At 72.6% G+C, this 19,138-nt stretch carries 15 protein-coding genes; 8 read left to right on the top strand and 7 right to left on the bottom strand.

Translation table 11 applies throughout. The annotated features are described in order from the left end of the window. Positions 1-15: 15 nt before the first annotated feature. Both prmC and WMF39_RS43750 read right to left on the bottom strand, forming a co-directional pair. Positions 16-894, bottom strand: a complete 879-nt coding sequence (prmC, locus tag WMF39_RS43745; protein WP_437742351.1) for a peptide chain release factor N(5)-glutamine methyltransferase — start codon at positions 892-894, stop codon at positions 16-18. A 2-nt stretch (positions 895-896) separates the two neighbouring features. Beyond that, positions 897-2,324 (bottom strand): phosphomannomutase/phosphoglucomutase, encoded by a 1,428-nt coding sequence (locus WMF39_RS43750; RefSeq protein ID WP_437742352.1) that lies wholly within the window; start codon positions 2,322-2,324, stop codon positions 897-899. A gap of 284 nt (positions 2,325-2,608) precedes the next feature. On the opposite strand from WMF39_RS43750, the gene WMF39_RS43755 reads away from it, so the two are divergent. From WMF39_RS43755 to WMF39_RS43780, 6 genes are all read left to right on the top strand, one after another. Then, positions 2,609-3,748, top strand: coding sequence for a hypothetical protein (locus WMF39_RS43755; protein WP_437742353.1), 1,140 nt, complete (start codon positions 2,609-2,611; stop codon positions 3,746-3,748). Positions 3,749-3,785: 37 nt separating this feature from the next. Beyond that, positions 3,786-4,331 (top strand): 16S rRNA (guanine(966)-N(2))-methyltransferase RsmD, encoded by a 546-nt coding sequence (rsmD, locus tag WMF39_RS43760; RefSeq protein ID WP_437742354.1) that lies wholly within the window; start codon positions 3,786-3,788, stop codon positions 4,329-4,331. Positions 4,332-4,641: 310 nt separating this feature from the next. Then, positions 4,642-5,184 (top strand): AgmX/PglI C-terminal domain-containing protein, encoded by a 543-nt coding sequence (locus WMF39_RS43765; RefSeq protein ID WP_437742355.1) that lies wholly within the window; start codon positions 4,642-4,644, stop codon positions 5,182-5,184. A 10-nt stretch (positions 5,185-5,194) separates the two neighbouring features. Next, positions 5,195-5,608: a hypothetical protein gene (locus tag WMF39_RS43770; protein WP_437742356.1), complete on the top strand. Its 414-nt coding sequence runs from the start codon at positions 5,195-5,197 to the stop codon at positions 5,606-5,608. Between the two features lie 21 nt (positions 5,609-5,629). Next, positions 5,630-6,508: a tRNA pseudouridine(38-40) synthase TruA gene (gene truA / locus WMF39_RS43775; protein ID WP_437742357.1), complete on the top strand. Its 879-nt coding sequence runs from the start codon at positions 5,630-5,632 to the stop codon at positions 6,506-6,508. Between the two features lie 79 nt (positions 6,509-6,587). Continuing rightward, positions 6,588-7,790 carry an exo-beta-N-acetylmuramidase NamZ family protein gene (locus tag WMF39_RS43780; protein WP_437742358.1) on the top strand — a complete coding sequence of 401 codons (1,203 nt, stop codon included), beginning with the start codon at positions 6,588-6,590 and terminating at the stop codon, positions 7,788-7,790. A gap of 16 nt (positions 7,791-7,806) precedes the next feature. On the opposite strand, the gene WMF39_RS43785 is transcribed toward WMF39_RS43780, so the two are convergent. Continuing rightward, a complete protein-coding gene (locus WMF39_RS43785; protein WP_437742359.1) occupies positions 7,807-8,193 on the bottom strand; it encodes an SPW repeat protein in 387 nt (128 codons plus the stop codon). A 441-nt stretch (positions 8,194-8,634) separates the two neighbouring features. Next, positions 8,635-9,183, bottom strand: coding sequence for an HD domain-containing protein (locus WMF39_RS43790; protein WP_437742360.1), 549 nt, complete (start codon positions 9,181-9,183; stop codon positions 8,635-8,637). Between the two features lie 776 nt (positions 9,184-9,959). Here WMF39_RS43790 and WMF39_RS43795 point away from each other — a divergent pair. Continuing rightward, positions 9,960-11,786: an OmpA family protein gene (locus WMF39_RS43795; protein WP_437742361.1), complete on the top strand. Its 1,827-nt coding sequence runs from the start codon at positions 9,960-9,962 to the stop codon at positions 11,784-11,786. Further along, entirely contained in the window at positions 11,786-13,516 is a 1,731-nt protein-coding gene (locus tag WMF39_RS43800; RefSeq protein WP_437742362.1) for a DUF3344 domain-containing protein, read from the top strand. The genes WMF39_RS43795 and WMF39_RS43800 overlap by 1 nt, the downstream gene beginning before the upstream one ends. A gap of 15 nt (positions 13,517-13,531) precedes the next feature. Here the strand turns inward: WMF39_RS43800 and WMF39_RS43805 are convergent, their stop codons facing one another. The 3 genes from WMF39_RS43805 to WMF39_RS43815 all read right to left on the bottom strand — a co-directional run bounded on the left by WMF39_RS43805 (position 13,532) and on the right by WMF39_RS43815 (position 18,938). Further along, positions 13,532-14,566, bottom strand: a complete 1,035-nt coding sequence (locus tag WMF39_RS43805; RefSeq protein ID WP_437742363.1) for an Rpn family recombination-promoting nuclease/putative transposase — start codon at positions 14,564-14,566, stop codon at positions 13,532-13,534. After that, entirely contained in the window at positions 14,547-15,758 is a 1,212-nt protein-coding gene (locus WMF39_RS43810) for a hypothetical protein (RefSeq protein ID WP_437742364.1), read from the bottom strand. The genes WMF39_RS43805 and WMF39_RS43810 overlap by 20 nt, the downstream gene beginning before the upstream one ends. Before the next feature lie 1,170 nt (positions 15,759-16,928). Beyond that, positions 16,929-18,938, bottom strand: a complete 2,010-nt coding sequence (locus tag WMF39_RS43815; protein ID WP_437742365.1) for a zinc-ribbon domain-containing protein — start codon at positions 18,936-18,938, stop codon at positions 16,929-16,931. Positions 18,939-19,138 lie beyond the last annotated feature (200 nt).

Here is a 19,138-nt window from a genome sequence, read left to right on the forward strand (position 1 = left end):
CCGGGCGGCGGGCGATCAGGGCAGGACGCCGGAGACCACGCGCTCGTGCCCGCCGTAGTCGAGGTGCCTCGAGACGCCGCCGAACCCCGCCGCGGCGAAGAGCTCTGCCACCGCGCCCGCCTTGCCGGCCTCGACCTCCATGGCCAGCACCCCGCCGGCGGCGAGCAAGGCCGGCGCGCCCGCGACGATCCGGCGCGCGAAGACGAGGCCGTCCGGGCCCCCCGCGAGCGCGAGGTGGGGCTCGTAGCCGCGGATGTCGATCTGCAGCGCGGCGACGTCCTCGTCCGGAATGTACGGTGGGTTCGCGGTGATCAGGTCGTAGCGAAGGCCGGACGGCACGCCGTCGAAGAGATCCGAGCGCAGGAACCCCGCGTTGACCGCGCCGAGGCGGAGCGCGTTCTCGCGGGCGACGGCGAGCGCGCCGTCCGAGATGTCGACGCCGAGGACACGGCTGGTCGGCCGCTCGCACGCGAGGCTGATAGCGACGCAGCCGGACCCGGTGCACAGGTCGAGCACGCGCGCGGAGAGGGCGAGGTGCCTCGTCCGGGCGAGGCCGACCTCGACCAGGATCTCGGTGTCGGGGCGGGGGATGAGCACGCGCGGATCGACGCGGAACGGGCGGCCGTAGAACTCCCGCACACCGAGGAGATAGGCGACCGGCTCGCCGGCGCGGCGGCGCTGGTGCAGCTCGCGGTAGGCGGCGAGCTCGGCCCGGTCGAGCGGCCGCTCGGCGTCGATGAGCAGCCCGACGCGATCGATGCCCAGCACCTTGCCGAGCAGGAGCTCGGCGTCGAGGCGCGCCGAGGACGCGCCGCGCTTCTTCAGGTCGCCCGTGGCCCAGGTGATCACGCGCCGGATCGTCCAGGCCTCGCTCTGCTGCTCGCCTTCGGACATGGTCACGGGAGCGGGGCGGCGGCGACGGCGTCGCGGACGGCGGCGGTGACGACGGCCTCGACCTCGGCGCGGGCCGCGTCGCGGTCCGCGACGGACCGCCCCTCGAACCGCAGCACCAGGATCGGGCCGGTGTTGGAGGCGCGGCAGAGGCCCCAGGCCCCGCCGCCGAAGTCGATGCGCGCGCCGTCGATGTCCACGACCGGACGGGCGCGGCGGAAGTGCTCGGTCACGCGGCGGACGACCTCGAACTTCACGGCGTCGGGGCAGTCGACGCGGATCTCGGGGGTGGCGAAGGTCTCCGGCACGTCGGCGAGCAGCTCGCCGAGGGGCCGCCGCGCCCGGGCGACGATCTCGAGCAGGCGGACCGTCGCGTAGATCGCGTCGTCGAACCCGAACCACCGATCGGCGAAGAACATGTGCCCGCTCATCTCGCCGGCGAGCAGGGCGCCCTCCTCTTTCATCTTGGTCTTGATGAGCGAGTGGCCCGTCTTCCAGAGGATGGGGCGCCCGCCGCGCGCGGCGATGTCGGCGTACAGCGTCTCGGAGCACTTCACCTCCCCGAGCACGGCCGAGCCGGGGCGCTCCGCGAGGAGCGAGCGCGCGAACAGGAGCAGCAGCTTGTCCCCCCAGAGCACCTCGCCGCGCTCGTCGACCACGCCGATCCGATCGCCGTCGCCGTCCCACGCGACGCCGAGCGCGGCGCCGGTCGCGAGCACGCGGGCGCGGAGCGCCTCGAGGTTCTCGGGCACGGTCGGGTCCGGGTGGTGGTTCGGGAAGAGGCCGTCGATGTCGCAGAAGAGCGCGTCCGGCGCGAAGCCGAGCGCCTCGAGCGTCCGGACGCCGAGCGGGCCGGCCGCGCCGTTGCCGGCGTCGATCACGAAGCGGACGTCGGTGCCGGACAGGCGGGCCGCGGCGCGCACCGCCGCGATGTAGTCCTCCGTGAGCTCGACCTCGGTGAGCGCGCCCCGCGCCGCCGCGGCGCTCCGGCCATCGGCGCCACCCTGCTCGAGGAGGTCGGCGAGCGCCTGGATGTCCTCGCCGAAGAACGAGGCCTTGCCGCGCATGAGCTTGAACCCGTTGTCCGGCGCCGGGTTGTGGCTCGCCGTGATCATGATCGCGCCGTCGGCGTGGAGGTGGTGCGCCGCGAAGTAGAGCAGCGGCGTCGGCCCGACCCCCGCCGAGATCACGTCGGCGCCGCCCGCGAGCAGGCCCTCCGTGAGGGCGGAGAACAGCCGGTCGCTGGAGAGGCGGCCGTCCCGGCAGACCGCCACCTCCGGCCGAGCCCGGCGAGGAGGCGCCCCCGCGGCGAGCTCGCGGCCGAGGAGCAGGGCGAACGCGGCGCCGAGCTCGCGCGCGAGCTCGCTCGTGAGGTCGCGCTCGGCGGCGCCGCGGATGTCGTACTCGCGGAAGATGTGTCGGGGGACCTTCATGGACCAGGCAGAGGAGCGCGCGGCGCCCGCGCTGCAAGGCGGGCCGGCGCCTACGACGCTCTGACACGGCGCAATCGTGGGCGAAACGAAAAACGCCGCCCGCGCAGCGTGGGCTCGCCGGCTCGTCGTCGCGATCGCCGCCGCCTCGCCGCGCCGTCACCGCGATCACGCCCCCTCGCCTCGCCGACATCGCGATCGCGCCGCCGCGCCGCCTCGCCGGCTCACGGATTGCCTTCCTGGCCGCCGGGCGGGTAACTTGGGCGCGTGGAGCCCAGGACCACATGATGACGCGCGCACAGAGGACCGGTCTCGCTGCCGTGGTGGCCCTCCTCGCCTGCAGCAACGCCGCCCGTGCGGCGGAGCCGTCGCCCACCGCCCTACCGATCACCGTCGTCGTCCTCCGGACAGACGACGCCTACGACCAGGCCGGCGCGCTGACCCAGGCGCTCCGCTCCGCCATCAAGGAGGCCCCGGGGTGGTCGGTCCGCGAGGAGGATTTCTCGCTCGAGGTCCTGACGCTCTCCCTCCAGTGCGACGATCGTCCCGACGCGGGCTGCCAGGCCCGCATCGCCGACCAGATCAAGAGCGACCGCTACATCTGGGGCATGCTCCGCAGGAGCGACACCGAGGTCGAGGGCGAGCTGCACCTCTGGACCCGCGGCAAGCCGGAATCGAGCGTGCCGGTGAAGTACAGCGCGAACCTCACCGAGGCCAACGACGAGCCGCTCCGCAAGATCGCCACGCAGGCGATCGCGACGCTGACCGGCGGGCCGCCGAGCGGGGCTCTCCGCGTGAGGACGGGCGCCGCGCAGGCGAGCGTCTTCATCGACGGAAAGCCCGCCGGCAACGTGCACAACGGCGAGGCGACCTTCACGGTCACCGCCGGGCCGCACGACGTGCGCGTCAAGTCGGCCGGCTTCCTCGACTCCCAGGCGTCGGTCGTGGTCCTGCCCGTCGCCACGACGGACGTCGCGCTCAGCCAGATGCCAGCCGAGTCGACGCGGACCAACTGGAAGCGCATGGGCGGGTTCATCGGCCTCGGCGCGGGGGCGGTGTTCGGCTCCGTCGCCGTCATCAGCTCCGTCCAGGTCGCGAGCATCCAGAGCGACGCGCGGTACGTGGCCTATCGAGGGCTGTTCACGGAGAAGGTCGAGGACGTCTGCGCGCTCGAGAACCGCAGGGCCATCCAGGACGACTTCACCGCCGACGCGAAGACGGCCCGCAAGGGCATCGAGCTCTGCGAGAGGGCCGACACGTTCATGGCGCTCCAGTACGTCTTCTACCCGCTGGCGGTGGCGTCCGCGGGTGTCGGCGCGTACCTGCTCGTGACGAGCGACGGCCAGACCACGGAGCGCGCCGGCTGGAGCGTGCAGCCCAGCGTCGGCCTCGGCGGCGGCGGCGTCGACGTGACGTACCGCTGGTGAGCTCTGCCTCGCTGCCCGCGATGACGGGGGGACGACCGTGCGGGTGATCGCCGGCCGGCTCGGCGGGCGGAGGCTCGCCGCGCCGCGCGGCGAGGGCACGCGGCCGACGGCGGACCGCGTGCGCGAGGCGCTCTTCTCCTCGCTCGGCGACGTCACCGGCGCGCTCGTCTGCGACCTGTACGCCGGCACCGGCGCGCTCGGCATCGAGGCGCTCTCGCGCGGCGCGCGGCGCGCGGTCTTCGTCGAGAGCGGCCGCCCCGCGCTCGCCGTGCTCCGCGAGAACCTCGCCGCGCTCGGCCTCGACGAGGCGGCGCGGGTCGTCCCGCTCCCCGTCGAGCGCGCGCTCGATCTGCTCCGCGACGAGGGCCCCTTCGACCTCGCCCTGCTCGATCCGCCCTACGCCGTCCTGGCCAAGGCCGCCGCGGCGGCCGCGCGCCTCGCCGGCCCGCTCGGCTTGCTCGCCCCGGAAGGGCGCCTCGTCCTCGAGCACGCGCGCCGCGATCCCTCCCCGGAGATCGCTGGGCTCACCTGCACCGCGAGCCGCGCCTACGGTGACACAGCGGTGTCGTTCTACGCGCGCTGAGCCACCTGCGCGCGCCAGCCACGCGCGCTGAGCCGCCTGCGCGCCAGCCACGCGCGAGCAGCCCTCCGCGCGGCGCTGTCGTGTTCATCCGGGGCGCATCCAGTTTCCTGGCGCGCTTCCCTGCCCGCCCTTGTAGACTCGCCCCCGCCGGACGCGCCCGCGTCTCGGCTCCGGCGCACGACGGTCCCGCCGAAGCGGCCGGACCTCGCGCGTCTCTCCGGGAGGACTTCTCAACGTGTCCGCATCGATGCCTCCGTCATCCCAGCAGATCCCGGGAAAATCCGGCGGCCCTGGGCCTTACATCGCAGGAATGGTCGTCCTTGCTGCGCTCATGGCGGGCCTGCTCTACTGGAAGCTGCGCCCGGAGCCTGCCGCGCCGCCTGCCGCGCCGACCGTCGCTGTCCCCGCCGAGACGAAGCCCGCGGAGCCTCCGCCGCTGTTCGCGCCCCCGCCGCCGCCGCCCGTCGAGGAGGTCGAGGACGCCGGCGTGGACGCCGGCAAGGTCGCGTCGGGGCAGGGCCCGGCCACCACCGGCAAGTCGCCTTGCTCCGGCAAGTGCGGCGACGGCGCGACCTCGCCCGCGCTCGACTCCGCCGTCCTGGGGCTCGCTCGCTCGGCGCAGGGTTGTTATAACCGCGCGCTGCGCACCTCGGAGGTCTCCGGCAAGCTGACGGTGAGCGTGCAGGTCGCCTCCAACGGCGCGGTGTGCAGCGCCTCGATCCTCAACGACACGGTGGGCTCGGGCGAGATTGCGTCTTGCGTCCTGGGACGTTTCCGCGGCAAATCACTGCCTCCGCCGCAGAGCGGATGCGTCGTGGTGAACGTTCCGATCAACTTCACCATCAAGCAATAGGAAGCAGCCGATGCGAACGCTCCCCCCCCGGATGGCCAGCTTGCTCCTCCTCGCGCTCGCGCCGCTCGTCCTGCAGAGCGCCGCGTGCCACGTCGATGAAGGAACCACGGCGCTCTGCGACAACAACCTCGACGCCGACCAGGGAATCGAGAACGATCCGGACGGTTGCTATCAGCTCCCGGCCTGCGTGGTGAATGGCCAGCTGGCGGCCCCTGAGGAGTGCTGCAAGAACGCGGAGGGCCTCGTCAACCCGGAGTGCGTCAAGGGGTATGCGTCGCGGACCTCCTCGGCCAGCACGGGCGGCGACGGCGGCTCGGACGGCGACGGGGGAGGCGGCGGCTCGGGTGGTGCCGGCGGTGCGGGTGGTGCCGGCGGCGCGGGCGGCTCGGGCGGCGCGGGCGGCGCCGGGGGGAGCGGCGGCTAGGCCGCGCGCGTCGATCGCGCCGTGGCGAGGAGCGCCGCTTCGAGCCGGGGGATCCTGCTCTCGGTCGCCTACGATGGGCGTCCGTTCGCGGGCTTCGCCCGCCAGCGCGACCAGCGCACGGTCTCGGGAGAGCTGCTCGGCGCGCTGCGCGTCATCGACCCCGGCATCCGCGAGATCCGCGGCGCGAGCCGCACCGACGCGGGCGTCCACGCGCGCGACCAGCGGGTCGCCTTCGACACGACGGCGCCGCTGCCGCCGCGCGGCTGGGTCCTCGCGACCGCGCGCCACCTCCCGGAAGAGATCGTGATCCGGCGCGCGGCCGTGGTGCGCCTCGGGTTCTCGCCGCGCTTCGAGAGCCTCCGCAAGCGCTACCGCTACCTGGTCCTCCGGGATCTGGTCCGCGACCCGTTCCTCAGCCGTCGCGCCTGGCGGGTCGAGGGCATCACCGACGAGGCGATCGAGCGGGCGCGCGCCGAGGCGCTCGCCGCGAAGGGCACCCACAACTTCGCCGCGTTCCGGACGAGCGCGGACGAGCGGACGACCACGGTGCGGACGCTGTACGGCGTCGAGCTGTCGCTCGATCCCGCGGACCCGCGCGTCGTGCGGATCGACGTCGAGGGCAACGCGTTCCTGCACAACATGGTGCGCATCCTGGTCGGCACCTTGATGGACGTGGCGCGCGGCCACCTCGCGCCCGGCGCGATCGCGCGCGCGCTCTCGTCGCTGGACCGGCGCGACGCAGGGATCACGGCGCCGCCGGACGGGCTCTATCTCGAGCGCATCCACCTGCGCGACGACGGGCAGGAGGCGTGGCCGGCGGGGCCTTCCGACGGAGGCTCGGCGGACGACGCCGCGCCGATGGACCTCGACGCGCTGGCGGAGAGCGCCCCCGAGGAGTGACGCCGCCCGTCGCCGCGCGTCACACAGAATCCACCGCGGACGCATGGACGGCACGCGCTCGCCTTGGTAGCACAGCGACGTGCACGTCGGACTGGACCGCCTCCCGGATCTTCCGCAGCTCCAGCGCCTCCGTTCGACTCGCCTGGGGGTCCTTGCGCACCCGGCGAGCGTCGATCGCGAGCTGATCCACATCGCCTTCGTCCTCGAGCGCCTCCGCCTGCGCCCGCGCCTCTTCTTCGGCCCGGAGCACGGCTATGGCGGCGAGGCGCAGGACATGGCGACGGTGATGAGCAGCGTCGACGCGCGCTCCGGCGCGGGCATCGTCAGCCTGTACGGCGAAAGCTTCGAGGATCTCTCGCCTTCCGCGGCGGATCTCGCGCAGATCGACGTGCTCCTCATCGATCTCGCCGACGTCGGCGCGCGGTACTACACGTTCGTCTGGACGGCGCTCCTCGCGCTGCGGGCGGCCCACGCGGCGGGCGTGCACGTCGTGCTGCTCGACCGGCCGAACCCCCTCGGGGGCGCGGCGGAGAGCGTCGAGGGCGCGACGCAGGCGCCGGGGTTCCTGTCGTTCGTGGGCCTGGAGCCGGTGCCCATCCGCCACTCGCTCACGGTGGGCGAGCTGGTCGCGCTCTTCGCGCGGCGCGAGGGCATCCCGCTCGGCGACGTCGCCTGCGGGCTGCAGGTCGTGGCGGTCGAGGGGCATCGCCGGGAGGCGCTCGCGTCCGGGTGGGATCGCCCGTTCGTCTTGCCGTCGCCCAACATGCCGACGACGGACACCGCGCTCGTCTACCCGGGCGGCTGCCTGCTGGAGGGGACGAACCTGTCGGAGGGCCGCGGCACGACGCGCCCGTTCGAGATCGTCGGCGCCCCCTGGCTCGACGGCCGCGATCTCGCCGCGCGCCTCGCGTCCACGGCGCTGCCGGGCTTCGTCGCGCGGCCGCTCACCTTCCGGCCCACCTTCCAGAAGCACGCGGGCAAGATCTGCGGCGGCGTCCAGATCCACGTCACCGATCCGCGCGCCTTCCGCCCGGTCGCGACGTACGTCGCGCTCATCGCGTTCGCCTGCAGGCAGCAACCCGAGCAGTTCCGCTTCCGCACCGAGCGGTACGAGTACGTCGACACGATCCCGGCCTTCGATCTGCTCACCGGCTCCGCTGCCGCGCGCCTCGCCATCGCGGCCGGCGAGGATCCGCTGGCGATCGCCATGGAGGTGTCGCGCGCGGATCCGGCCTGGCCCGAGGTGATGCGGGAGGCGCAGGCGGCCGTCTCCGCCTGCTGAGCGCCGCCCGCGCGGCTCAGCGATCGTAGCGGTCGTACGGCTCCTGCCGGGAGGCGGCGCCGGTCGAGTACCTCGTGGTGAGGGCGACGAGCACGAGCGCGAGCCCGGTGACCACGAAGAAGGTCCGCGCCGAGAGCTCGGCGGAGAACCCGAACAGCCAGGGCGACGCGAGCAGCGCGGCGGCGAGGGAGGTCTCCAGCGCGCCGTGCACCGAAAACGGGATCATCCTGGCGGCGCCGAGCGGCTGATCGGACAGCAGCGTCACGACGAGGTGCGCCACGGCGGCGACGTAGCAGACCGCCGTGGGCACCGGATCGAGGCGGAGCGCGAGCGGCGCGAGCGCGAGCAGGACGACGACCGCGTAATCGACGTATCCATGATGGCGGGGAGATAGAAGCTTCATCGGTGCCTCCTTGGAGGAGCTCCCCTCACCCGGTGCATCGCATGTGCCGGTGAGCGGCTGTCGGCGCGCGCGCCCCGGCCGCTCCGGAACGCAGCGCCGGCCAGGATCAGGGTGGTTGTCGCTCGCCCGGGACGGGCAGGAGGGGTGCTCGTCGTGCTCACATGAAGGGAGCGGAGGGCGCGAGTGAACCCGATCCGGCACGGAGCGGGGCAGGGTGGCTCACGGGAGCTCTGGACCCTTCACGCTTGCTCTCACCGAGCGCGCAGCCCCGAGAGGGCCTCTCCGGAGTCCAGCGCGCGTCGCCGTCACCTCGCGCACGTTCGAGACACACCGTGTCTCCGAGGCCTCGATTTTCAGGATCTCCTGGCCGCGGGCGGAGCTCCGCTCGCCGCCGAGCCCGAGGCCCCGGAGCGCGTCGCCGAGCCCCCGCGGATCCGGCGCTCAGCCCGTCGACAGGAGCTCGTCGAGCACGGCCCCGTATTCGTCGAGCAGCGGGTGCGGCGGCAGGCCGCGGCACATCGCGCGCAGCTCTTCGAACCTCGCGATCTGCATGTCCCTGCCGCGCTTGAACATCGACCACGGATCGCCGTGCTCGCGCGCGCAGACGATGATCGACTGGAAGTTGTCTATCTTGTCAGCCAGCGTGATCGCCTGCGCTTCCCAGGGCTTCTTCGGGAACGCCTCGAGATAGAGCCGCTTGCGGTCTTCCCAGGGCAGCGCCCTGTCGTGCTCGGTCACGTGGCGGACGAGCGTGGCGACGCGATCGCCGAAGCGCTGGCTCAGCTCGTCGAACGTGACGCCCTGGTCCTCCATGGCGTCGTGCAGCGCGCCGGCCGCGACGACCTCGTCGTCGAAGCCGTGGCGCGCGAGCAGGACCGCCACGCCGGCGAGGTGGCTGATGTAGGGGACGTCGGCGTTCGGATACTTGCGCTTCTGGGCTCGATGCCAGACCGCCGCCTGGTCGAGCGCACGCTTGAGGAGGGTGCCCATCGCGATGTGCCGCGAACCATAGCCGCTCGGCGTCCAGAGCGCAGGCGCCCGAGCGCCCCCTGTGCCGTCCAGCAGGTCCTCCGTCCGGATCGGACCCCGCGCCGTTCGAGCTCGCCCTCGAAGGCCGCGGCGGTTCGAGCGCCCGGCGTGCCACGAGCTCGGTGAGCGGCGTGCGCCGAGCGCGCTCGCTGCGCGGCGGGCAGGCGCCACGAAGGGCGCGCCGGGCGAGGTGTGCGGCGCGCCGCCGCATCGCCGGCGATCCCGCGCTGCCGGCCCGGGCGCCCGCCTCGCGCCAGCGCGACGGGGCGCCGGAGCGGTCGCGCCGTCGCGCTGGCCATTCGCGAGGGTGGCTGGAGCGACCGACCCTGGAGTCGGACCGCATCGCGCCGGGGCCGCCGCGACGACATGGGCTCTCCCGGCCCTCTCTGCGGCTCGACGGTCCCTCTCTTTACAGTCGTCCGGCGGGCAGCGCGGGATATGCGCTCTTCGACGAGGTCGACTTCGCCCGCGCGGCACGGCCCGCTCGCGGCGGCGTCGCTGCGATGAAGCGCGCGCCGCCTGCGCGCGATCGCCTCTCGTTCGTTCAGCGGATCGGGAAATGCGCTGGGGGTGGCGCGGAATGGTCGGGGAATGGTCCGGGGAGGTGCGCGCAAGTCCTACGAACATGCGGACGACGTCGCTCGTTGTTCAAGACTCCGCACTTGCCGACCTGTATACTCATCCGCGACAGCGTCTTATATCGTCATGCGAAACCCGCCGATGCAGGGTGCCACCTCATGAGACTTTGGCCTCTCCGTTCGCTTGCCACCGCGCTGGCCGCCCTCGTCGTCGTCCCTCTCCTTCCCGCGCCTGCGCACGGGCAGGACGCGCCGGTCAACCCCGGAGGCATGGCCCTGAGCCGCTTCGTGCCGGCGCCGGCCGGGGACCGCATGTTCAGCGTGCCGTCGCCGTTCGTGGCAGGGCACCTCACACCGCACGTGATGCTGCTCGCCGATTACGCGAGCAACCCGCTGGTCCTGCGGCGCGAGCGCGACGGCGCCGAGATCGGCGCGGTCGTCAGCGATCAGCTCACGTTCCGCCTGGGCGCGTCGCTCCCGCTCTGGAACAAGCTGAGCGTCGACCTCGATGCGCCGCTCACCGCGCTGCAGTCCGGGGACAGCCCGAGCGGCGGCGGCCAGCAGTTCCCGTCGCCGAGCGGCGCGGCGCTCGGCGACGTGCGGCTCGGCGCGCGCTTGCAGCTCCATGGTGCGTACCATGACCCGTTCCAGCTCGCCGTCGGCGCCTACCTCTGGTTGCCGACCGGCGCGGACGACTCGTTCGTGAGCGACGGGAGCGTCCGGGCGATGCCGTACGTCGCGGCCGGCGGCCGCATGGATCGGCTCGTCTGGTCGACCGCGCTGGGCACCGAGGTCCGGCGCTCCCAGTCGTTCGGCGGCGTGGCGCAGGGGACGATGCTCACGCTGGGCGGCGGCGTCGGGTTCCTCGCGCTGGACGGCCGGCTCCAGGTGGGGCCGGAGCTCAGCGCCGCGATGGTGCTCGAGGACATCAGCAGTCGCTCGACCAACGCGGAGCTCCTCCTCGACGCGAGGTATCGATTCCTGCCCTTCATGGAGGCGGGCATCGGCGTCGGGCCGGGGATCACCTCGGGCATCGGGACGCCGGACGTGCGCGCCGTCGCGATGGCCGCCTTCACGCCGGAGCAGCCGACCGACAAGGACAGGGACGGCATCGGCGACCCCGAAGACGCGTGCCCGAGCGTGCCGGGCGTGCGCAGCGGCGACCCGAAGAAGAACGGCTGCCCGCCGCCGCCGGACCGCGACGCCGACGGCATCGTCGACGCCGAGGACGCCTGCCCCGCCGTCGCCGGCGTGCGCAGCGACGACCCGAAGAAGAACGGCTGCCCGCCGCCGCCGGACCGCGACGCCGACGGCATCGTCGACGCCGAGGACGCCTGCCCCGCCATCGCCGGCGTGCGCAGCGACGACCCGAAGAAGAACGGCTGCCCGCCGGACCGGGACGACGACGGCGTGGCCGACGCCGAGGACGCCTGCCCCGACGTCAAGGGGGTCCGCTCGAAGGATCCGGCGAAAAACGGCTGCCCGCGCGACACCGACGGCGACACGTTCCGCGACGACACGGACGCCTGCCCGAGGGAGAAGGGCTTCGCGGATCCGGACCCGGAGAAGCACGGCTGCCCGAAGGCGGTGCGCGTGACCGAGAAGCACGTGGTGATCCTCCAGCAGGTGCAGTTCGACACGGACAAGGCCACCATCAAGCCGGTGAGCGATCCGCTGCTCGACGAGGTCGCCGAGGTGCTGAAGGAGCACCCGGAGATCGTGCTCATCGAGATCCAGGGTCACACCGACAACCGGGGCACGGTGGAGCACAACAGGATCCTGTCGCAGAACCGCGCCAACTCCGTCATGGCGGCGCTGGTCCGCCGCGGCATCGATTCGACGCGGCTGACGGCCCAGGGCTACGGCCGGGAGCAGCCCATCGACGACAACGCGACGGAAGCCGGGAGGCAGCGGAACCGGCGAGTCCAGTTCAACATCATCAAGAAGGCCGCGTACAAGCCGCAGGCAGAGACCGGAGAGGATTGATGAGAAAGCAGTTGAGCATCACGGGGCTCGCGTCCCTCACGCTGATCGGGCTCACGACCGCCAGCGCGACGGCCGAGCCCAAGCTGCGTGTACAGATCGATCAGCAGGGCGACTTCGCCCTCATCGGGAGCTCGATCGGGCAGGAGTGCCGCTCCGCGACGCCGAGGCCCACGGAGGGCACGATGGGCGCCTGCGGCCAGTCGACCGTCGAGTCGGGGCCCGATCTCTTCTGGCGGTCCGACTCGCCTGCTGACGGCAGGGCGGAGGCGAGCCTCGATATCACCCCGGAGATGGCGCGCACGACCGCGGTGCTGACGCTGCCCGAGGGGGCGGCGGTGACCCACGCGTTCCTGTACTGGGCCGCGCGCAACACCGCCGGCGCCGATCCGGAGGTGGAGCTCCACCACGCGGGCGGCTACGACGGCACGGTGACCGCCATCGACTCGGTCGAGACGGTGATCAACCAGGGGAAACCCAACGAGTCGCACAACTACCAGTCCGTCGCCGACATCACCTCGATCGTGAAGGAGAGCGGCGCCGGGGCCTACCGGGTGGGCGGCGTGGACGTCGTCGACGTGAGGGACAGCGACGACGACGTGGTCTTCGTGGCGTGGTGGATGGTGGTGTTCTACGAGGCGCCGAGATCGCCGATGCGCAACCTCGCGCTGTTCGACGGGCTCGACCGGGTCTCCGACGTGGGCTGGCAGCAGGTCGAGCTCTCGGGCTTCAAGGTGCCCGACGCCGGCTTCGTGGCGAAGCTGGGCATCGTCGCGTTCGAGGGCGACAACTCGAACACCGGTGACAGCGTGTTCTTCAACCCCAAGAACCCGGGGAAGCCCGATCTGGCCGAGGCGCTGAGCGACGAGCTGAACCCCGCCGACAACTTCTTCAACAGCACCCGTTCGGCGCTCGGAAAGGCGGTGTCGGTGGAGGGCGATCTCCCGAGGATCCCGGGAACGCCTCAGAGCATGTCGGGGGTCGACATCGACATCGTGGACGTCAGCGCGAAGCTCACGCCGGGGGACGATCGGGCCACGCTCGTCGCCACGAGCAGGGACGAGCTCTATTTCCTCGCGGGGTGGGTGACGTCGATCTCCAACTATGGGCCTGATTTCAGCAAATCGAGCAAGGTGGCCACGGACCTCGGCGGGCTGCCGACCTACCGCGGGGACGCCGTCGAATACCGCATCACGGCGACGAACACGGGCAATGACGAGGCCGTGGGCGCGGTGCTGACGGACGCGCTGCCTGCTGGGGTGACGTTCGTCCCCGGCTCGCTGTCGATCGTCGATGGGCCGAACGCCGGTCCCCAGACGGACGCGCCTGGCGACGACCTCGGGGAGTACGATCCCGCGACGCGGACCGTCACGTTCTGGCTCGGGGATGGGGCGGACGGCGCGCAGGGCGGGAGCATCCCTGTCGACGGCAGCGTCACGGTGCGCTTCGAGGTGACGGTCGACGCGGACGCGCCGGACTTCATCAAGAACCAGGCGAAGATCGCCGCGGCGGGCGCGTTCGGCGCGCCGGTCAGCGACGATCCGACGGACGGCAACGGCGACGCCCCGGGCGCGCCGCCGACCGAGGTCGCCGTGGTGCCGGAGTCTTTCTACGCGGCCGGCAGCGGCATGCTCGGCCCCTGCGCGGCCAGCCCGCGAGGCCGGGATGGGAGCGCCGGCTGGCTCGCGGGGCTCGCGCTGGCCGGTCTGCTCTGCCGGCGGCGCAGGGGGTAGACGTTCACCGCCGCGTCAGCGCTCGGCCAGCGCGTCGTCGAGCGTGGGCGCGGTGAGCACACGCTCGGTCCAGCCTTCGATCTGCACGGCATCGGCGGCGCGGATGCGCGCCTCGATCGGCTGCGGCAGCTCGCCGAAGCGCAGCCGGAGCTGCTTCAGCAACGTGCTCCGCTGCCCCTCGAGCCGGCCCTCTCGCTCGCCTGCCAGCCGGCCCTCTCGCTCGCCTGCCAGCCGGCCCTCTCGCTCGCCCGCCAGCCGGCCCTCCTCGCGAAGGTAATCTGCGATGGTCACGATCTCCTCCTCGGCATCCGGTCCCGCCGCCACGAGCAGCCTCGGCAGCAGCTTGTCGGGCTCGCGCGGGTCGGCGATGCTCAAAATATACCGCCACACGCGCACGAGCGCAGCCCCTCCGTCAGGCGCCCGACGCACCTCCTGGACCACGTCGCGCCACGCCGACAGGCGCTCCACCAGATCCTCGGGATCGCGCGCATGCCGGAAGCACCACAGCACCAGCCGCCCCAGCGCCGTCATCGCCCGCGCGCGCAGCGCCTCGTCAGTCTCCTGGCTGATGTCGTCCAGCACGAAGCGGAACTGCGGCACATACTCGGCCATCAGCGTCCGCGTTTCCGGCGGCACCTCCAGCAGATCCTGGAACGAAACCGCCGCGCTCCAGCCACCCTCGCTGTGGTGCAGCACCACGGGCAGGATCGCCGGGAGGAGCGTCGCCCTCGGGTGGCGCTCCAGGTAACCCTGCCAGATCCGCACCATGTACGTGAGCAGCCGAAACGCCATCAGCGGGTGCGTCGTGCTCTGGTGCTCGAAGAGCACGTAGACGAACAGCGACGCTCTCTCGAGCCTGGCGGTGAAGAGGAGATCGCTGTGGCTCGCGGCAAGCGCATCATCGATGAAGCTGCCGGGTTGCAACGCCAGCGAGGCGAAGTCGATGCGGGCCGCCAGGGCGGCAGGTAACGCCTGGCGCAGCGCCGCAGCCGCGTGCTCCGGCTGGCCGAACGTGGACTTGAACAGGGCGTCATCGATCACCACCGCCACCGGCGCGCACCTTGGCAGCCAGCTCGCCGAGCTCACGCATCGCCGCCTCATCACGACCAACTGCGATTGCGTAGGCCCGAAGCTCGGCGTTCTCGAGAAAGGCACGGCAGACCTGCGACGCGTGCAGCTCGCTAGCCCGCATGCTGACGAGCGCGACCCACCACGCGATGACGTCCGCCTTCCTCTCTGCGAGGACACCATCCCACGCGTCCTCGGTGAGCAACGGGGCTCCCTCGGCCAGCATCCGTACGAGCAGACGCTTCCCCTGCTCCGCATCGTCGAGGGCCTCCGCGATCTTCGGGTCCCCGCCACGGAGGCCCGCGAGCACCGTCATCACGCTCCATGCCATCGCCCGCACCCAGGTTCGCTGGTTCGGGCCCATCGCATCTGCGGAGCGGAGCACCGCGAGCGCCTCCGTATCGTCGCCGGCAACGTCGCCCGCGCTCGCGACGAAGGCGTTCAGGCCGTCCGCGTGCTCGCGGAGATGCGCCTCGATCGTCGCGCTCTTCTCGCACAGCTGCGCGGCGAGCGCAGGCCCGCGATCGCCGAACACCTCCGAAAGATCGGCGGCGATCGCCGCTGGCTCGATGCTGATCCGAAGATGCCGTCCTGCAGCCGCCATATCGAGGAAGAAAGAGCCAAGCAGCGACGCGACCGTGTGCGGCGCCCCCGGCGGCTTACAAAACGCGACCAGCGGCTCGCGCGCAGGAGGCGGCACCGCGACCCATGTCGAAGCGAGGATCGCGACGAAATCCTCCGGCGAGAAGCGCGGACCTTCCGGCGCGAGGCAAGCGAGCCGGCACGCATCACGCAGACCGCGCCCTGCGTTGAGCCAGGCGATCACCAGGCGGCCTGCGCCGAGCGAAGCTGGCGATTTGCACTCGGCGAGCGCACGCTGCCATTCACGTGCGCCGTCCTCGCCCGGGAACGCGCGCAGCATGGCCTCATGCTGCTCGCTCGCCTCCCCGAGGAACACACGCTTGAACGCGCCGGGCAACGCGCCCGCAGCGTAGCGAGCACGCAAGCGCTCGATGAGCCGCGAGGCATCGACGCGCACAGGCAGCGGCAGCTCGCGGCCGAGCAGGGGCGCAGCCAGCCGCCTGGCTTCCTCGGCCTGCCCGCGGTCGATGTCGCCCCACACCATCGCATTCCGCGGAAAGCGCTCTTCGACGAGCATCGCCGCCGCGAGCACGGCGAAATGGTACGGACAGCCCTGCGTCTTGTCGCCGAAGACGCGCGCGGGGCCGCCGGTGTCGCCTTTGTCCGGCATGGCGGCGGTGACCACGATATCGCCGTCGGGGCCTTGATCCCGGCGCGCCGTGTACCGGCCAAGGTCGCGGTAGAGCGACTGGCACTCGGCCGTTTGCAGGCTGTCGCGGTCGCCGACCACGGACCAACACGCCCTCCTGGGGTCATCGACATCACGACGGAGCGAGCGCATGTACATCGGCACGCGCACCCCCTCGATCGAGCGCCAGCCCCAACCCAGGAGGCGCGGCTGCCACGCCGAAAGGAGCGCGAGCGTCTCGTCGTAGGTGGCTGCCCACTCGGCCTCGTCGATGCCTCGCGGATCGATGTCGAGAATCACGTGCACGCCCATGGGTCGATCCTTCTGGCCGGCGTGTGCAAATGGCCGGCGTGATGGGGCAAGCGCCTCCGCGGCGCGGAAGGACAAGCGTCGGTCTTGCACCGCCCGATACGGGATCGGCGGCGCGCCATCTCTGAGGCCGATTCGCTAGCAAGTCGCAGGCAGGTTGACCATGGAAAAGAAATCTATTTTTGGACGCAATTCATGAGATGGCATCGAGCGGTGTCGTGCAATTACGACAAGGCAAACCATCTCATCTCTCAATCGTCCCTCACACGCGCCCGTGCCGCTGGCCCAACCTGGCTCGGTTGCCTCAGGCCAACGTTGCCGTCCAGCAGGCCAACAGAAGGAGTGGGTGTCATCGAGTGCCCCGAAGGCGCCGCGCACCGGTGACGTGGCTCCACCCATGAATTACGGGGATATCTGCCGAGTGATTTGGGATTGCGCTGAACAGGCGCTTTGCTCGCCATGCCCGGGAACCGTCCCCCTGGACCGCACCGTGGCTACCGCCCGAGCCGCTCTGCCCTGGTCACGAGCACCGCCCATGTCGTCTCCTCCTCTTCGGTGAGACGGAAGCTCCGGGCGCGCATCGGAGGCCTTCCCGCGCCGCTGGCAGCGACCTTGGTGGGCGCGTCAGAAGCCTCCCGGCGCGCAACGCAGGCTCTGCGCGCGACAGGAGCCCTCGGCCCCGCTGCCGCGGGCCCTCGCGCTTGAAGAAAGCCCTCCAGCACGCCGCGAGGGCCACTCGCGGGAGCGCCCGTGCTCGGGCCGCGATCAGTTGATGGTGAAGGACTTGCTGACGGAGACCGAGCCCCCGCCGAAGGCAGGCACCCGCGCGCCGCGGAACAGCCTGGCGACGCAGCCGCCGACGCTGGTCCCGGCGAAAGGCGCCCCCTGGACTTCGGCCGACGTGACGCTGCCGCTCGGCGCGAAGGTGACCTTGACCCTGCCGGTCCCGGTCGGTCCGCCGGCCTTCTTGCAGCTCTTGGCGGAGCCAGCGGCCGCGCCGAGCGCCGAGCTCGCGGCGCCACGGTTGAACTCGGCGCCTCCGGACGCCGCCGGCTCCGGCTTCGATGCCGCCGGCTTCTCCGCCGCGGCGGCGGGCGCGGACGCCGGCTTCTCCGCCGCGGCGGGCGTCGCCGCGGCGGGCGTCGCGGCAGCGGGCGTCGCGGCGCTCGGGGCCTCGGCGCTGGCGGTGGGCTCCGCGGACGGCGCCGCCGTCTCCGCCGTGGACGGCGTTGCGGCCGCAGCGGTCTCGGCAGACGGCGGCGCCGGCGCCGCCGTCTGCGCAGGGCTCGGCACCTCGGCGGGGGCGGTGTTCGCCTGCTCCGGCGTGACCGTCGACGCCTCTTGCGTCGGCGACTGCATGAAGAAGAAGGCGACGCCGCCAATCAGCACGATCGCGGCGATCGCGGCCGCGATCAGACCCGTGCGGCCCTTCTTGGTCGAGGCCTCCGGCGCCGTGAGCGGAGAGAGCGACGAGAGCGACGCGGGCGGCACCGACGCCTTGGACGGAAGCGACATCGAGGGAGGCGGCCGCGAGTCCGTCACCGGCGCCAGCAACGGCGGCGGCGCGAGCATCGGCGCGGAGGCGATGGCGCCGCCGCCGAGGTTCAGCAGGTCGTCATAGCCGGCTCGACCGTTGTTCTTCGAGGGGCGGTTCGAGGGACGCCGGCCCGACGGGAGCTCGTCTTCTTCCTTCTGCTTGGCCGCCGCCGCGTTCTCGGTCGCGGTGAGCGCCGAGAGCGAGAAGAGGACCGAGTTCTCGTTGCGCTCGCCCACCTGGCGATCGAGGCCCGGCGGCGGGGCGGACCCGGCGGGGTCCTCGGCGCGCTCCGCGGCGCTGAAGACGTCGACCGCGGCCCCCCGGGCCGCGCGACGCGCAGCCGCTGGCGCCGGTGCGCCGCCTGGGGCCGGCGCCGCGGCCACTGGGCTCGCCGGCGCCGCGGCCGCTGGGCTCGCCGGCGCCGCGGCCGCTGGGCTCGCCGTCGCCGCGGCCGCTGGGCTCGCCGGCGCCGCAGCTTCCGGGACCTTCGCCGATGCGACGGCTGCAGGCGCCGGGGTCGCGGCCCCCGCTTGGTTCAGGGCGCGCCGCGAGTCCTTCATGACCACGGTCCCCTCGGGCCCGAACCTGAGACCAGCAGGCGCCGGAGCCGTGGGGACCGGCGCAGCTGCAGCGGCAGGCGCCGGAGCGGCGGCCGGCGCAGAGACCGCTGCGGGCGGAGGCGCCGCTGCGGCCGCCGGTGCAGCTGCAGCAGGGACGGCCGCGGCAGCGGGCGCAGCGGGCATGGGCGTCGCGATCGCGGGCGCAGCGGCAGCGGGCGCCGCCGCGGCGACGGCTGCTGCGGGCGCGGGCGCCGCGTCTTCCTGCGAGGAGAATCGCTCCTTGAGCTCCGGGACGCTGGCGATCGGCAGCCAGTCGCCCATCCCGTCCTTCCACACGTACGTGTCGTTGCTCAGGCCTCCGCGCGCGTACTCGGCCACGAGCTCGGCGGTCGTCATGGTCCGCTCGTCGCCCTCGGCGACGTTGACGGTCCACGTGTCGGGCGCCGCCGCCGCGGGCGCGCCGCCCACGTCGGCCACGAGCTTCGCCTCGGCGTCATCCGACAGGTCGCCCTGCTGCTCCACGGTCGCGTCCTGCGGTGCGGCCGGGGCAGCCTCATTCGCGCCGTGGACCACCATCGAGTGGTTGCACTTCTTGCATTTGATCTTGACCGTCTTGCCGGCGACTTTCTCGTCGGCAATCGTGTACTTGGCCTGGCACGACTCACACGTAATCTTCATGCGACTGTCGCCCTTCCCGTTCCGGCATGCGGGCATGGGTTCAACGACCACACACGCGCACGATCACGCGGCCCGGTCGGTCGACGCAGAATAGCGGGACGGCGCGAGGCCGATCAAGGCGGCGACTTCTTTTATGATCGCCGCCGGCGCAGCGCCGCGCGATGACGCAGCGCGCGTCCACGTCCTCGCGCAGCGCGCGC

This window comes from Sorangium sp. So ce1504 (assembly GCF_051521635.1).
Taxonomy (GTDB): domain Bacteria; phylum Myxococcota_A; class Polyangia; order Polyangiales; family Polyangiaceae; genus Sorangium; species Sorangium cellulosum_B.